Raw genomic sequence first — 15,767 nt, forward strand, 5'->3', positions numbered from 1 at the left:
CGGGTGGGGCGGTGCAGCGGCGGGCGGCGGAGCGGCCGGGCGCGCGGGCCCAGCAGGCGGCGCAGCCGCGGGTCCCTTCGGCGGTTGCTTCGGTTTTCCGTCAGGGCCCGCATCTTGAGGCTGCGCCTGCGCGACCACGAGCGGCGGCGCACTTTGTGCTTGCGATGCGGAGCTTGCGAATTGCATCGCGGTCAGAGCCGTCGTCGCGAGCAGCACGAAACGAAGATTGGTCATGGTGGTGAACTTCCCCGGAAGGTTCTTTGACGAAGTGTTGGGATGAACAGCTACGCGTTAGGCCGGATTGTGGCGGGCGATGCGGTCGCGGCCCGATTTATTTCTGCACGGAAATCGCGTCACTCCGGCAACGTTCATTGCGCATTCAGACGCTGGTTGCAATTGCCCCACATGTGATCGGCCACTTCATGCGCGATCCCGCGGCGGAATTGCATCCGTCGCAGGATTCGGCGTCAGCGGCCCGTTCGGCCCGCGCGATGGAATCTCTTCAGGCATGCGGCCCGGCAATTCGTCGGGCCGCGGTGGCGAGCCGGGCTCGCGCACCGGCGGCGTGATTTCAGGCTGCGGATTGCCCGGCGGAATTCCGGGTGGCGGTTCGGCTGGAGTCCCCGGTGTTGCCGGCGGAATCTCGGGCGGTTCGATCGGCATCGGCATCATCGGGATCAGTTGTCCGGGGAAGGACAACGATGATGCCGCGCCGATGTTCCCTCATCGCGCCGCGCTGGATCTGCCTTATTCCGGCGCGTGGCAGACGGCCTCGATGTTGTGGCCATCAGGGTCGAGCACGAAGGCGCCGTAGTAATTCGCATGGTAATGCGGGCGGATGCCGGGCGGGCCGTTGTCGCGTCCGCCGGCCGCGATGGCCGCCTTGTAGAACGCGTCGACGGTGGCGCGGTCCCTGGCCGCGATCGCGACATGCACTGGCTTGTTCATGGCGCCTTCGCCGCCGATCCAGAAATCCGGCTTGCCGTTGGCGCCGAAGCCGGCGGCGGCAGCGTGGCCGGTCTGCTCCGCCGTGACCTCCATGATCAGGCCGTAGCCGAGCGGAGCCAGCGCCTTGGCGTAGAACGCCTTGGCGCGCTCATAGTCGGAAACGGAGAAACCCAGATGGTCGATCATCGTAACCTCCTTCGTCCTTGTCAGCGTGAGAGGAACGTATTGCTTCGCGTCTTGCGCATGATCGCAAATCCGCGCGCGACCATGTCGGCAATACAATCCTGCTGCCATTCGTTTTGTGACAGATGCTCGATGACGACCGCGCGCGGCCATAGCGAGGGCGGCGCATCGCGGAAGAAGCCGATCAGCACGCGGTCCTCAAAACCCTCGACGTCGATCTTCAGCGAATCAATTTGCGTGACGCCGGCCTCGTCGAGAATGCGTGTCAGCCGCAGCGACGGCACCTTGATCGCCTCGGCGCTCGCCGTGCCGGTGACGACGTGAGTGGCGCCAAGATTACCGCCGCCGCTCTCGATCATCAGCTCGCCGTCGCTGTCGCCGGCGGCAGCCTGCACCAGGCGCACTTGCGCCGTCTTCGACGCGCCGTGGTTGAACGAGAGCCGCGCGAACGTCATGGGATGCGGCTCGATCGCGACCACCTTGCCTGTGGTGCCGACCTGCCGCGCCATCACCAGCGCAAACGTGCCGACATTGGCGCCGACGTCGAGGAAGGTGCCGCCCGCCGGGGTATGCTGGCGCAGGAAGTCGAGCTCGTCGAGATTATAATCGGGATTGAACAGCGCGCCGCGCTCTGTCGCGCTGCCCTGGTGATAGAAGCGGAACGATGCGCCCTGATATTGCACGTCGACCGGGCCACCGCGCAGCAGGTTGACCAGCCGCGACATCCAGGGCCGGAACGCGCCGCGCTTCAGCCCCGACTGCTGTGCGAGGCGAATGATCGCAGCCTGCGCCGCATTGGGCGCAAACGCGCCGAACGGCGCGGACGAAGGGGCGTTGTCAGTCGTCAAGCAGGCGGTCCTCGTTGCAAGCGGCGCATGCATAGCCGGTTTTGCGTGGGACTCCAATCTTCACGAGAGGTCCGTAGCCCGGATGGAGCGCTGCGAAATCCGGGATTCTCACCGCGCTGATGGGCCTTCCCGGATTGCGCTGCGCTCCATCCGGGCTACGAGATCACGCAGCTTTCTTCGGTGCCTTGCGCTGCCGCAGAAATCGCCCGAGCAGCCTGCGCTTGCCCTTGCGTGGGATGAGGTCGATGTCGCTGACGAGCTTGGCGCCGCCCTTGCGGCGCTCCAGCACGATCTTGCGGCTGTGGAAGGCTTCCAGCTCGGCGCGATGCGCGACGCTGACGATGGTCGCCTTCGGCAGCGCGTCGGTGACCATCTTCATCATCCTGTCCTGGCTCTTCTCGTCGAGCGCCGAGGTCGCCTCGTCGAGCACGATGATGTCGGGCTTGTGCAGCAACAGCCGCGCAAAGGCGAGGCGCTGCTTCTCGCCGCCGGATAGCGTCTGGTCCCAGGGGCTTTCCTCCTCGATCTTTTCCTTGAGATGGTCGAGGCCGACCTTATGCAGGACGTCACCGATCTCCTCCAGGGTCCAGTCCTCGGCCGCACCGGGATAGGCGACCGCGCGGCGCAGTGATCCGGAGGGCACATAGGGCCGCTGCGGCAGCATGAACAGTCGGCGATCCCTGTGAAAATTGACGCTGCCGCCGCCCCAGGGCCACAGGCCTGCGATGGCGCGCACCAGCGTACTCTTGCCGGTCCCGGATTCGCCGGCGACCAGCAGCCGTTCGCCCGACTCGATCACCACCTCGGTCTCGCCGACCACGGCCGTGCCGTCGTCGAGCGAGACCGACAGATCCTTCATCTCCAGGATGGCGTCGTTGCTGGTCTCGCCGCGCTTGATGCGGCCAAAACCGTCGCCCTGCTCGGCGCGTTCGAGTCCGTCGAGCGACATCATCAGCGAGGCGATGCGGCGCGCGCAGGCGTTCCAGTCGGCAAGCCGCGGATAATTGTCGACCAGCCAGCCGAACGCGCTCTGCACGATGGTGAAGGCGGAGGCCGCCTGCATCACCTGTCCCAGCGTCATGCTGCCGTCGAGGAATTTTGGCGCGCAGAGCAAAAGCGGCACGACCGGCGCAACCAGGCTCGAGCCCTGCGACACCAACGTGGTGCGCATGTGCTGACCGGCGAGCCGCGCCCATTGCCGGAGCACGCCGGCGAAGTTGCGGTCGATGCCGTCGCGCTCTTCCTCCTCGCCGCCCAGCAGTGCGATGCTCTCGCCGTTCTCGCGCACGCGCGTCAGCGTGTAGCGGAAATCGGCTTCGGCCTGGTTCTTGTCCTCGGAGACCTGCACGAAGCGCCGGCCGATCACCAGGATGGAGCCCGAGGCGATCGCGGCATAGAGCATCGCGGCGATCACGAGGAAGCCGGGAATGGTGAGCGTCGAGCCGCCGAACGTGACGGTGAGCGCGCCGCCGATGGTCCAGAGCACGATGATGAAGGTCGCGGCCGACAGCAGCGCCGAGGTGACGCCGGCGAGGAAATCGACCGGCGAATCGGTCGCGATGCGCAGATCCTCGGCAATCCGGTATTCCGGATTCTCGTGGTCACCCTTGACGAGGTTGAGCTGGTAGTAGCGCCCGTTCGCGAGCCACCGCGTCAGCACGCTCGCCGTGAGCCAGGCCCGCCAACGCCGCTGGATGCCCATGCGCGCGAACACCTGGATGACGCCGAGCACGATGCTGCCGATCGCAAGCGGAAAGAACATTGCGGTGAGATGGAAAACGCTCGCCGCGTCGCGCTTCTCGATGGCGTCGAAGATCGCGCGATTCCAGACGTTGATGCCGTACTGGAAAGCGACGGCCAGGACGATCAGCAGGCCGAGGCCGATTGAGAACGGCCAAGCGAGGCGATCGCCGCCCTGTCCCCAGAAGCCGCGCGCGCTGATCCAGAACCGTGTCAGCAGATAATCCTTGCGGGCCTGCTCGACCTCTTCAGGTGACAGCTCCGGGTCAGGCTCGAGCAATTCCGGCGGAGGCGGTGCGACCTTGTCGCCGTTCTCGCCGGCGATGTCGACGATGGGGGGCTTCCTGTCCTGCTCGCGTTTTCCAGCCGGCTTTTGCATGATCGGATAACGCAAGCCAAATCAACCGGTTCCCCGAGGTTCCCGAGGCGCCTTTACTCGGCGGCGCCGTCGCGGACGCGCCGGATCCGGGCCGCCCGATGTAGAATTCGCGACAATTCCTCGATCGAGTACGGCTTTTGCACCAGATCGAAGCCGGCAGCGCCATCCTGCGCCAGCGCCTGGCTGTAGCCCGTGGTCAGCACGACCGGCACGCCGATGCCCCGTTGGCAGATGGCCTGCGCCAGATCGAGCCCGGTCATTCCCGGCATGACGACGTCCGAGAACACGACATCGAAACGATCCGCGTCCATGTCGAGCTCGGCGAGTGCATCGGTGGCGTTGTCGACCAGCGTGATGCTGTAGCCGAGCTCGGTGAGGCCGTCGGCGGCGAAATTGGCAAGCTCGATATTGTCCTCGACCAGCAGCACCGACATGCCGCTGCCGGCCACCGCCGGCGCCGTGTTCGGCGCCTGCCGCTGCGGCAGCAGGTCCGCCGGCACGCGCGGCAGGTAGAGCGAGAAGGTGCTGCCGTGACCGACCTCGCTCCTAACCGTCACCTCGCCCCCGGATTGCCGGGCAAAGCCGAACACCTGGGACAGGCCGAGGCCGGTGCCGTGGCCGACCTGCTTGGTGGTGAAGAACGGCTCGAAGATGCGTTCCAGCCGGGCGGCAGGAATGCCGACTCCGGTGTCGCTGACGGTCACGTTGATGAAGCCACGGTTTGCCAAGTTCTGGTTTGCCAAGCTCTGGCTTCCCAAGCTCTGGCTTCCCAAGTTCTGGTTTACCAAGGTCTGGCTGCCCGGGGCATGGGCCAGCGTGTCCGGAACGGCCGCCGCGGCCTCGACCGTGAAAACGATCCTGCCCTTGCCCTGCATGGCATCGCGCGCGTTGGTCGCCATGTTGATCAGCGCCGTCTCGAACTGGCCGGCATCGGCGTGGACGAGGCAGGGCTCGGTGGGCAGGCGCATGGTGATCTCGATGGCCGGCCCCAGCAGCGGCGCCAGCATGTCGTGCAGCGCCTGCATCCGCTCGCCGACGTCGAACACTTCCGGCTTCAGGGTCTGACGCCGCGCAAAGGCGAGCAGCTGCGAGGTCAGCTTGGCCGCGCGCGCCACTGCGTCCGCAATGGCCGTGATGTAGCGCTGCCGCCGCTCCTCCGTCAGTTGCGGCCGGTTCAACAGGTCGACCGAGGCGCGGATCACCGTCAGCAGATTGTTGAAATCATGCGCGACGCCGCCGGTGAGCTGTCCGAGCGCCTCCAGGCGCTGGCTGTGCTTGAGTGCCTCCTCGGCCTCACGCCGCTTGGCGGCTTCGGCCTGAAGGTGCTGCGTGCGCCGCAATGCCAGCGCCAACAGCAGAAACAGAAGTGCGGTGGCGGGAATGCCGAACACCAGATGCTGGCCCATGGTGGCGAGCCAGCGCGCGCGGATCGCCGAGGTCTCGAGCCCGGCGCTGACATAGATCGGATATTCGGCGACGCGCCGGTAGCCGATGCGGCGCTCGATCCCGTCCGACGGCCAGGCGACGGTGATGAGGCCGTGCGCGGGCCGCGCCGCGATTTCCCGGCCGACCGGTCCGGTCGGATCCAGCCGAAGGTCGCGCTCGAGCCGCGGGAACTGCGCGAGCAGCACACCGTCGGCGCGTCCCATCGCGAAGAAGCTGCCGGCATCGGAGCCGATCCGCGCATAGAAACTCTCGAAATATTCGGGGAGGACAGAGGCCTGGATCACCCCGATGAAAGTGCCGTCGTCGGAGTCGCGGCGGCGGCTCACCCCGAAGAAGCGCGCGCCCTGATAGGGCGGACGGGGCGTCAGGGCCGTGCCGATGAAGCTGCCGATGGTCTGGTCGACGTGAGCGTAGAAATAGTCGCGGTCTGCAAAGCGGAGCTCCGGCGGCGGCGAGGCGAGGCTGTTGACCAGCGCTTTGCCGTCCGCGTCGAAGATCCAGGCCGATTTGAGCTGCGGCAGTGAATCGGTCAGCCGCCTCAGGCGGCGGTGCAGCGCCGGCTCGCGCGCGCGGATGACGTCGTCGGGAAGGCCGCGCACGACCTCGTTGAGCTCGGCCAGGCTGCGATCGATGGTCTCGAACACCTTGAGCGCGTGCTCATGCACGACGTCGAGCGTGCGCTCGATCTCCCGGTCGGCAATGTCCCTGGTCGAGGTGTAGGAGATCGCGGAGGTGATGACGAACAGCGCAACCGGCAGCGCCAGGGATGCCGCCATCATCCACTGCAACAGCCTCAGCGAATTGCGTTGCGCCCTCTGCACAGTCGCTCCGTCCCTGACGGGAGCTTAACTGAATCTCGCGCGGGGAAGGAAGCAACTTGTGCCGGAACCGCTGGTTGTGCGCGTGGAACTTACGCGCACAGCGGGTCGGAGAAAATTCTACTCGAATTGACCGCGATCTCGGAATGTCCCGGCCGGACTGGCCGGGACACGAAGCATGAACCGCGCCTTTAGATCTGGCGCTCGACCATCTTGAGCTTCAGCTCGGCGATGGCTTCGGCCGGGTTCAGTCCCTTCGGGCAGGCCTTGGCGCAATTCATGATGGTGTGGCAGCGGTAGAGGCGGAACGGATCCTCGAGATTGTCGAGCCGCTCGCCGGTCGCCTCGTCGCGCGAATCGGACACCCAGCGATTGGCCTGGAGCAGCGCGGCGGGACCGAGATAACGTTCGCTGTTCCACCAATAGCTCGGGCACGAGGTCGAGCAGCAGGCGCACAGGATGCACTCGTAGAGGCCGTCGAGCTTCTCGCGATCCTCGTGGGTCTGGCGCCATTCCTTCTGCGGCGTCGGCGAGGTCGTCTTCAGCCACGGCTCGACCGATGCGTACTGGGCGTAGAAATTGGTGAGGTCGGGGACGAGGTCCTTCACGACCGGCTGGTGCGGCAATGGATTGATCTTCACCGCGCCGTCCTTCACGTCGTGCATCGAGCGGGTGCAAGCGAGCGTATTCTGGCCGTCGATGTTCATGGCGCAGGAGCCGCAGACGCCTTCGCGGCAGGAGCGGCGGAAGGTCAGCGACGGGTCGATGTGATTCTTGATCCAGATCAGGCCGTCCAGCACCATCGGGCCACAATCATTGGTGTCGACGTAGTAGGTGTCGACGCTCGGATTCTTGCCGTCGTCCGGATTCCAGCGGTAGACGCGAAACTCGCGGGTCTCGGTCGCGCCCGCGGGCTTCGGCCAGGTCTTGCCGCCGGAAATCTTGGAGTTCTTCGGAAGTGCGAATTCAACCATTGCTCTAACCTTTCGTCATTCCGGGGCGATGCGCAGCATCGAACCCGGAATCTCGAGATTCCGGGTCTGGTCCTTCGGACCATCCCGGAATGACGGCTACTGTTCGCTCAGTACACACGCGCTTTCGGCGGGATGTACTGCACGTCGTTGGTCATGGTGTAGTCGTGAACCGGGCGGTACTCGATCTTGACTTTGCCGGCATCGTCCAGCCAGGCCAGCGTGTGCTTCATCCAGTTCTTGTCGTCGCGCTCGGAGAAGTCCTCGCGCGCATGCGCGCCGCGGCTCTCGGTGCGATTGGCGGCCGAGTTCATCGTCACCACCGCTTGCGAGATCAGATTGTCGAATTCGAGCGTCTCGACGAGGTCCGAATTCCACACCAGCGAGCGGTCGGACACGGCGATGTCGGTGATGCCGCTGTGGACCTTCTCGATCAAGTTCTGGCCCTCGCTCAGGACTTCGCCGGTGCGGAACACCGCGCAATTGCTCTGCATCACGTGCTGCATGCCTTCGCGCAGCTTTGCGGTCGGCGTGCCGCCGGAGGCGTAGCGGTAATGGTCGAGGCGGCCGAGCGCGAGCTCGGACGAGTTCGCCGGCAGCTCCGGCTGCTTGGCATTGGGCGTCAGCTTCTCGGCGAGGCGGAGCGCTGCGGCGCGGCCGAACACGACGAGGTCGATCAGCGAGTTGGAGCCGAGGCGGTTGGCGCCGTGCACGGAGACGCAGGCGGCCTCACCGATCGCCATCAGGCCGGGGATGATGGCGTTGTCGTCGCCGTCCTTCTTGGTCAGGACTTCGCCGTGATAGTTGGTGGGGATGCCGCCCATGTTGTAGTGCACCGTCGGCACGATCGGGATCGGCTCGCGCGTCACGTCGACATTGGCGAAGATCTTTGCGGATTCCGAGATGCCCGGCAGCCGCTCGGCCAGCACCGCGGGATCGAGGTGGTCCAGATGCAGGAAGATGTGGTCCTTCTTCTTGCCGACGCCGCGGCCCTCGCGGATCTCGATGGTCATCGCGCGCGAGACGACGTCGCGCGAAGCGAGGTCCTTGGCCGACGGCGCGTAGCGCTCCATGAAGCGCTCGCCCTCGGAGTTGACGAGATAGCCGCCTTCGCCGCGCGCGCCCTCGGTGACGAGACAGCCCGAGCCGTAGATGCCGGTCGGGTGGAACTGCACGAACTCCATGTCCTGCATCGGCAAGCCGGCGCGCAGCACCATGCCGCCGCCGTCACCGGTGCAGGTGTGGGCCGAGGTGCAGGAGGCATAGGCGCGGCCGTAGCCGCCGGTCGCGAGGATCACGGTCTGGGCGCGGAAGCGGTGCAGCGTGCCGTCGTCGAGCTTGAGCGCGATGACGCCGCGGCAGGTGCCCTGATCGTCCATGATCAGGTCGATGGCGAAGAACTCAATGAAGAACTCGGCCGCGTGGCGCAGCGACTGGCCGTACATCGTGTGCAGCATGGCGTGGCCGGTGCGGTCGGCGGCGGCGCAGGTGCGCTGCGCCTGGCCCTTGCCGTAGTCCATGGTCATGCCGCCGAACGGACGCTGGTAGATCTTGCCGTCCTCGGTGCGCGAGAACGGCACGCCCCAATGCTCGAGTTCGTAGACCGCCTCGGGCGCGTTGCGCACCATGTATTCGATCGCGTCCTGGTCGCCGAGCCAGTCCGACCCCTTCACGGTGTCGTACATGTGCCAGCGCCAGTCGTCCTTGTGCATGTTGCCGAGCGAGGCGGAGATGCCGCCCTGCGCCGCCACCGTGTGCGAACGGGTCGGAAATACCTTGGTGATGCAGGCCGTGCGCAGGCCGGCTTCGCTGCAGCCGACCACGGCGCGCAGGCCCGCGCCGCCGGCGCCGACCACGACGACGTCATAGGTGTGGTCTTCGATCGGATAGGCTTTGCCGTTGGTGGCGGGAGCGCCGTTGCCCGTGCCATTCGTTGTGGTGGCCGATGTTCCCGTAGCCATGGGTTACACTCCGGAGGACAGTTTCAGGATCGCGTAGGTCGAGGCGAGCGCCACGGCGACCGAGAAGAAATTGTTGAGCATGATCGAGACGAGCTTCAGCTTCTCGTTATGGACGTAGTCCTCGATCACCACCTGCATGCCGATCTTCATGTGCCAGGCGCTGGCGAAGATGAAGAGGAGCAGGATCACCGCGACGGGAATGGAGCTCAGGGTCTGCGCAGCGTAGACCTGGTTGCGGCCGAGCAGCATCACGATGATCACCAGCGCCGGGATCATCAGCAGCGTCATGGCGACGCCGGTGATGCGCTGTCGCCAGAAATCGGATGTGCCGGAATGCGCGGCACCGAGATTGCGGACGCGGCCGAGCGGGGTCCGCAGGCTGCGCTTCGGCGTATCGGATGCGCTCATCGTGCACCTCCGTTCGCATAGGCGATGATCCAGATCAGCACCGTCAGCGCGATGCCGCCGATCAGGGCACCCCAGGTCAGCGCTTCCCGCTCATTGGCCTTGAAGCCGTAGCCGAGGTCCCACACGAAATGCCGGATGCCGCTGAGCATATGGTGCATCAGCGCCCAAGTGTATCCGAACACGATCAGCCGCCCGATGATGCTGCCGGCGAAGGCCTGGACGTGCGCGTAAGCGGCCGGGCCGGAAGCCGCGGCAACCAGCCACCAGACCAGCAGCAGGGTTCCGAAATAGAGGGCAATCCCGGTGGCGCGATGGATGATGGACAGAGCCATCGTCAGCGTCCAGCGGTACACTTGCATGTGCGGCGAGAGGGGTCGTTCGATCCGTGCGGTCATGGGCTTTGATGTTTTATGGCGGCCCAGCAGGGGGCGCGCGGGGATCGGAAAGGTCGGCTCTATTTACGGAGTCGATTTGGCCTGTGCAATCTCCAAATTGCCATAAATCGAACGACGGTTCAGCTCTAGAGCCTTGATGAAGCAAGGCCAATCAGGGGCTTGGTATACCAGAGCATCGGTCCGCCAACCAAACTGAGAACTCAAATTCATTACTTCGTAGCCTGCGCGAGGCGCATTGAAATCGCTATTGGAACGCCTCTAACCCAACGTCCGCTGCTCTCCGCTCGCACCAATCGGTCGGTGTCGGCCGTAGCCGCCTCCCCAGGGCCCAGGGCGACTCGGCTCGCCGCACGCTGGCCCGGCTTCGCTGAAAACCGCGGATATGCGCAGCCCGCATTCCACCCCAGCCGGGACGTCCGGTGCGTCGACCGGGCAACCCGGATCGTCTAAAGCTGGGACCGTAGCCGTCTCCGACCGACGTCTGAAGAGGTTGCGACCAGTCGCCGGGGCAGGTCAGGGGTGATTGCAGGTCTTGATATCAAGGACATCGTCGAGCTCGCACTGTTGCTGATCGCAACCGGGGCGCTTTCGGGATTTTTGGCCGGCGTGTTCGGTATCGGCGGCGGCGCGATTCTCGTGCCAGTGTTCTACGAATGCTTCCGTATCGCCGGCGTGCCGCTGGAGGTGCGCATGCCGCTCTGCATCGGCACCTCGCTCGCGGTGATCATCCCGACCTCGATCCGTTCGTTCCAGGCGCATTACAAGCGCGGCGCTGTCGACATGGCTATCGTCAGGGTCTGGTGGCTGCCGATCGTGATCGGCGTCGTCGCCGGCAGCGTCATCGCGCGCTATGCGCCGGAGCGGCTGTTCAAGATCGTGTTCGTCTGCGTCGCCTATTCCGCGGCGGCGCGCCTCATCTTCGCGCGCGAAGGCTGGAAGTTGGGCGACGATCTGCCGAAGGGCCCGCTGATGCGCGCCTACGGCTTCTGCGTCGGCATTCTCTCGACCCTGATGGGCATCGGCGGCGGCCTGTTCTCGAACCTGCTGATGACGTTCTACGGCCGTCCCATCCATCAGGCGGTCGCGACGTCATCCGCACTCGCGGTGCTGATCTCGATCCCCGGCGCGCTCGGCTACATTTATGCGGGCTGGCCGGCGGCGGCGAACTATCCGGCCGTCGCAGCGCTGCAGATCCCGTTCGCGCTCGGTTACGTCTCGCTGATCGGAGCCGTGCTCGTGATGCCGATGAGCCTCGTCCCCGCGCCGCTCGGCGTGAGAGCTGCACATGCGATGTCGAAGCGGACGCTGGAAGTGGCGTTCGGGTGTTATCTGTTGATCGTCGGCAGCCGGTTTGTGCTGAGCCTGGTGGGCGGGCTGTAGTCGCCGCGTCCACCGTCATTCGAGCGCAGCGTCGTAGGGTGGGTTAGCGAAGCGTAACCCACCGCTTCTGCCGCCGCGGAACGCAAAGAGGTGGGTTACGCCTTCGGCTAACCCACCCTACGGCTTCATCCGCAAGGACGGCGAACGCCAGCCCTATTTCTTCGCGTAGATATCCTTGTACGTATCCCGCAAGACGTTCTTCTGCACCTTGCCCATGGTGTTGCGCGGCAGCTCGTCGACCACGAAGACGCGCTTGGGCATCTTGAACTTTGCGATCCGTCCGTCCAGCGCGTTCAGCACGGCGGCTTCAGTGACGTCGGCGCCCTTGTTGCAGACCAGCACCGCCGTGACGCCCTCGCCGAAATCGGCATGCGGCACGCCGATCACGGCGGATTCGATCACGCCGGGCATGGCGTCGATCTCGCTCTCGATCTCTTTCGGATAGACGTTGAAGCCGCCGGAGATCACGAGATCCTTGCCGCGGCCGAGGATGTGGACGTAGCCCTTGCCGTCGATCTTGCCGAGGTCGCCGGTGATGAAGAAGCCGTCGTCGCGGAATTCGGACTTGGTCTTCTCCGGCATGCGCCAATAGCCCTTGAAGACGTTCGGTCCCTTGACCTCGATCATGCCGATCTCCTCGCGCGGCAGCTCCTTGCCCGTCTCGGGTTCGGTGACGCGCACGGAGACGCCGGGGAGAGGGAAGCCGACCGCGCCGGGCACGCGCTCGCCGTCATAGGGGTTCGACGTGTTCATGTTGGTCTCGGTCATGCCGTAGCGCTCGAGCACGGCGTGCCCCGTGCGCGCCGACCATTCGCGATGGGTCTCCGCCAGCAGCGGCGCCGAGCCCGAGATGAACAGCCGCATGTGCTTCGTGGTGTCGCGCGACAGCGCAGAATTCTGCAGGAGGCGCGTGTAGAAAGTCGGCACGCCCATCAATACTGTGGCGCGCGCCATCAGCTTGATCATCAAATCCGGATCGAGCTTCGGCAGGAAGATCATCGACGCCCGGGCGAACAGTGTCACGTTGGTCGCCACGAACAGGCCGTGCGTATGATAGATCGGCAGCGCGTGGATCAGCACGTCCTTGTCGGTGAAGCGCCAGTAGCCGACGAGCGAGAGCGAGTTCGACGCCAGATTATCATGCGTCAGCATCGCGCCCTTGGAGCGGCCCGTGGTGCCCGAGGTGTAGAGGATGGCGGCGAGATCGTCGTTCGCCCGCGCGACAGTCGTGAATTCGCTGCTCGCCTTGTCGGCGGCCTCGGTCAGCGAGCCCTTGCCGTCAGCTCCGAGCGTCTCGACCCCGGCCTCCACCTTGGCGGCGATCGGGGCGAGGCCTTCGGCCTTGGAGGGATCGCAGACCACCAGCGACGGCTCGGCATCGCCGATGAAGTAGTCGAGCTCGTTCAGCGTATAGGCGGTGTTGAGCGGAAGATAGACCGCGCCGGCCCGTACCGTGCCGAGATACAGCACGATATTGGCGACGGATTTCTCGACCTGCACCGCGACGCGGTCGCCCGGCTTCACGCCGCGCGCGACCAGCACATTCGCCATCTGCCCCGCCCGCGCGATCAGCTCGCCATAGCTGATATGGCCGCCGTCATGCGTCTCGATCGCGAGGCGCTTCGGATCGTCCAGGCCGTCGAACAGGCGGGAGAACAGGTTGGCGTTGGCAGCTGGGTTCATGCAACATTCCTCGCCGGCGAAGGCCGGTCAAACCGAGGGCTGGATTAGCAAAAACCGCCCCAATGAAGCAACGGAGACAGTTTGCATGACAAAAGCTGGGAAACGCGTGGCCTGGGTCACGGGCGGCGGCAGTGGGATCGGCGAGGCCGGCGCCGAGGCGCTGGCGGCCGACGGTTGGACCGTGGTGGTCTCGGGCCGGCGCAAGGACGCCCTGGATACCGTGGTTGCCAAAATCGCCAAGGCGGGCGGGGCGGCCGAGGCCATCGCGCTGGACGTGGCCAACGCTGCGGAAGCCCAGAAAGCCGCCGATCAGATCGTCGCCAGGCACGGCCGCATCGACCTCCTGGTCAATAACGCCGGCATCAATGTTCCCAAGCGCAGCTGGAAGGACATGGAACTGGAGGGCTGGGACAAGTTGGTCCAGGTCAATCTCAACGGCGTGCTCTATTGCATGCGCGCGGTGCTGCCGACGATGCGCAAGCAGCAGGATGGCGCGATCATCAACGTCTCGTCCTGGGCCGGCCGCCACGTCTCGAAGATGCCGGGCCCGGCCTACACCACGACCAAGCATGCGGTGCTGGCACTGACCCATTCCTTCAACATGGACGAATGCGTCAACGGCCTGCGCGCCTGCTGCCTGATGCCGGGCGAGGTGGCGACGCCGATCCTCAAGCTGCGCCCGGTGGTGCCGAGCGAGGACGAGCAGGCCAGGATGCTGCAATCCGAAGATCTCGGCCGCACCATCGCCTTCATCGCGAGCATGCCGGCCAGGGTCTGCATCAACGAGGTGCTGATCAGCCCGACGCATAATCGCGGATTCATCCAGACGCCGAACAACAGGGATTGAGGCGCAGCGCGCGCGTCAATCTCCGCTGTCGTCCCGGGGCGCGACAACGTCGCGAACCCGGGACCCATAACCACAGGGAGAAGACGTCGCGCGAGACGGTAACTCCGAGTCTTCGCCAAACCACTCCCTGTGGCTATGGGTCCCGGATCGGCGCTTCGCTTGTCCGGGACGACAGCGGAGTGGGCGGATCGTTCGTGCATCACACGAACGTCCCCCCACATAGTTTCACGCATCACAAAGAATTTTTCCCCGAAACCACTTCGCCAACCCTCCCGTAGTTCGGTCCAACGACGGCGCTGCTGCTTCACGCCAACAGGTCGCAGCCGCCGTTGTTGCCCCAACGCAAGACCGGCCATCGCCGGTTACAATTCAATCGGGAGACTTTCCATGTCGAAGCGCATTGCCTATCTCGCCGCCGCCGCCTTCAGCGCCCTGGCCATCACCGCGACCGTCGTCGCGCCTGTCCGCGCCGAGGAGAAGACCGTCATGGTCGGCGGTGCCGCGATGTTCCCGTCCAAGAACATCGTCCAGAACGCGGTCAACTCGAAGGACCACACCACGCTGGTCGCGGCGGTGAAGGCGGCCGGCCTGGTGCCGACGCTTGAAGGCAAGGGTCCGTTCACGGTGTTTGCCCCGACCAACGCCGCCTTCGGCAAGCTGCCGGCCGGCACCGTCGACAATCTGGTCAAGCCCGAGAACAAGGCGACGCTGACCAAGATCCTCACCTACCATGTCGTGCCCGGCAAGCTCGAGGCCTCCGACCTCACCGAGGGCAAGAAGCTGAAGACCGCCGAAGGCGAGGAGCTGACGGTCAAGAAGATGGACGGCAAGACCTGGATCGTCGATGCCAAGGGCGGCACCTCGATGGTCACGATCTCCAACGTCAACCAGTCCAACGGCGTCATCCATGTGGTCGACACCGTGCTGATGCCGGCGACGTAACACCGCGGGCTCCTGTTTCATCCCGCAAGCAGGATGCGACGAAACGGCGAGCCGGGGGCACCCGGCTCGCTTTATTGTGACCGCCATAGCCCGACGCTATCGATTCGATGGCGGACAGGGCGTAACGAAAGCGGGCGCATCGGCGTATAATCGGTGTCACACGACGTTCAGGACGGAACCACCATGTCGAGCCTCACAGTCACCGACGAGCAGGTCAGCGCCGCCCCGGCCAAAGTGATCCAGCCGGCCTGGGTCCGCATCATGCACTGGGTCAATGCCCTCGCCATGATCCTGATGATCCTGTCGGGCTGGCAGATCTACAACGCCTCGCCGCTGTTCGGCTTCAGTTTTCCGCGCGAGTACACGCTCGGCGGATGGCTCGGCGGCGGCCTGCTCTGGCACTTTGCTGCGATGTGGCTGTTGATGATCAACGGCCTCGCCTATCTCGTCACGGGCTTTGCCACCGGCCGTTTCCGCAAGAAACTGTTTCCGATCACCCCGTCAGGCGTGCTCCATGACGTCAGGGCAGCGCTGACCTTCAAGCTCGGCCACGATGACCTCAACGTCTACAATTACGTGCAGCGTCTGCTCTATGCCGGCATCATCGTGGTCGGCGTGCTGATCGTGCTCACGGGCTTAGGGATGTGGAAGCCCGTGCAGCTCTATTATCTCGTCGCGCTGTTCGGCGACTACCCGACCGCGCGCTACATCCATTTCTTCTGCATGGCCGCGATCTGCGCGTTCCTCGTCGTTCACGTCCTGCTCGCGCTGCTCGTGCCGAAGAGCCTGCGCGCCATGATCATCGGCCGCTGAGGAGG

Annotated in this window: 14 protein-coding genes and 1 pseudogene; 4 read left to right on the plus strand and 11 right to left on the minus strand. The window is 65.1% G+C overall.

The features are described 5' to 3' along the window. From XI04_RS09780 to sdhC, 10 genes and pseudogenes are all read right to left on the minus strand, one after another. A pseudogene (locus tag XI04_RS09780) lies at positions 1-234 on the minus strand (OmpA family protein); the annotation flags it as partial. A gap of 186 nt (positions 235-420) precedes the next feature. Then, positions 421-663 (minus strand): hypothetical protein, encoded by a 243-nt coding sequence (locus XI04_RS09785; RefSeq protein WP_026202099.1) that lies wholly within the window; start codon positions 661-663, stop codon positions 421-423. A gap of 84 nt (positions 664-747) precedes the next feature. Next, positions 748-1,134, minus strand: coding sequence for a VOC family protein (locus tag XI04_RS09790; RefSeq protein ID WP_018318935.1), 387 nt, complete (start codon positions 1,132-1,134; stop codon positions 748-750). A gap of 20 nt (positions 1,135-1,154) precedes the next feature. Next, positions 1,155-1,979 (minus strand): FkbM family methyltransferase, encoded by an 825-nt coding sequence (locus XI04_RS09795; protein WP_028139277.1) that lies wholly within the window; start codon positions 1,977-1,979, stop codon positions 1,155-1,157. Positions 1,980-2,142: 163 nt separating this feature from the next. Continuing rightward, entirely contained in the window at positions 2,143-4,098 is a 1,956-nt protein-coding gene (locus XI04_RS09800) for an ABC transporter ATP-binding protein/permease (protein ID WP_028139276.1), read from the minus strand. A gap of 53 nt (positions 4,099-4,151) precedes the next feature. After that, positions 4,152-6,365: a hybrid sensor histidine kinase/response regulator gene (locus XI04_RS09805; RefSeq protein WP_271609735.1), complete on the minus strand. Its 2,214-nt coding sequence runs from the start codon at positions 6,363-6,365 to the stop codon at positions 4,152-4,154. 188 nt (positions 6,366-6,553) lie between these two features. Next, entirely contained in the window at positions 6,554-7,336 is a 783-nt protein-coding gene (locus tag XI04_RS09810; RefSeq protein ID WP_028139274.1) for a succinate dehydrogenase iron-sulfur subunit, read from the minus strand. Between the two features lie 107 nt (positions 7,337-7,443). Beyond that, the gene (gene sdhA, locus XI04_RS09815; protein WP_028139273.1) at positions 7,444-9,294 is read right to left on the minus strand and encodes a succinate dehydrogenase flavoprotein subunit; all 1,851 of its coding nucleotides are present in this window, start codon (positions 9,292-9,294) and stop codon (positions 7,444-7,446) included. Positions 9,295-9,297: 3 nt separating this feature from the next. Continuing rightward, positions 9,298-9,702, minus strand: a complete 405-nt coding sequence (gene sdhD / locus XI04_RS09820; RefSeq protein ID WP_018318929.1) for a succinate dehydrogenase, hydrophobic membrane anchor protein — start codon at positions 9,700-9,702, stop codon at positions 9,298-9,300. Next, the gene (sdhC, locus tag XI04_RS09825; RefSeq protein ID WP_271609734.1) at positions 9,699-10,097 is read right to left on the minus strand and encodes a succinate dehydrogenase, cytochrome b556 subunit; all 399 of its coding nucleotides are present in this window, start codon (positions 10,095-10,097) and stop codon (positions 9,699-9,701) included. Before sdhC ends, sdhD begins: the two co-directional genes overlap by 4 nt. 519 nt (positions 10,098-10,616) lie before the next feature. On the opposite strand from sdhC, the gene XI04_RS09830 reads away from it, so the two are divergent. Continuing rightward, positions 10,617-11,477 (plus strand): sulfite exporter TauE/SafE family protein, encoded by an 861-nt coding sequence (locus XI04_RS09830; RefSeq protein ID WP_271609733.1) that lies wholly within the window; start codon positions 10,617-10,619, stop codon positions 11,475-11,477. Positions 11,478-11,630: 153 nt separating this feature from the next. Here the strand turns inward: XI04_RS09830 and XI04_RS09835 are convergent, their stop codons facing one another. Further along, positions 11,631-13,160 carry a malonate--CoA ligase gene (locus tag XI04_RS09835; RefSeq protein ID WP_028139270.1) on the minus strand — a complete coding sequence of 510 codons (1,530 nt, stop codon included), beginning with the start codon at positions 13,158-13,160 and terminating at the stop codon, positions 11,631-11,633. A gap of 85 nt (positions 13,161-13,245) precedes the next feature. Between XI04_RS09835 and XI04_RS09840 the strand changes: the two genes are divergently transcribed. The 3 genes from XI04_RS09840 to XI04_RS09850 all read left to right on the plus strand — a co-directional run bounded on the left by XI04_RS09840 (position 13,246) and on the right by XI04_RS09850 (position 15,762). Continuing rightward, positions 13,246-14,007, plus strand: a complete 762-nt coding sequence (locus XI04_RS09840) for an SDR family oxidoreductase (protein WP_028139269.1) — start codon at positions 13,246-13,248, stop codon at positions 14,005-14,007. Between the two features lie 387 nt (positions 14,008-14,394). Further along, positions 14,395-14,949 carry a fasciclin domain-containing protein gene (locus XI04_RS09845; RefSeq protein WP_028139268.1) on the plus strand — a complete coding sequence of 185 codons (555 nt, stop codon included), beginning with the start codon at positions 14,395-14,397 and terminating at the stop codon, positions 14,947-14,949. 183 nt (positions 14,950-15,132) lie between these two features. Then, a complete protein-coding gene (locus XI04_RS09850) occupies positions 15,133-15,762 on the plus strand; it encodes a cytochrome b/b6 domain-containing protein (RefSeq protein ID WP_271609732.1) in 630 nt (209 codons plus the stop codon). Positions 15,763-15,767: the final 5 nt, after the last annotated feature.

Source organism: Bradyrhizobium sp. CCBAU 11430 (assembly GCF_028128855.1).
Classification (GTDB): Bacteria; Pseudomonadota; Alphaproteobacteria; order Rhizobiales; family Xanthobacteraceae; genus Bradyrhizobium; species Bradyrhizobium ottawaense.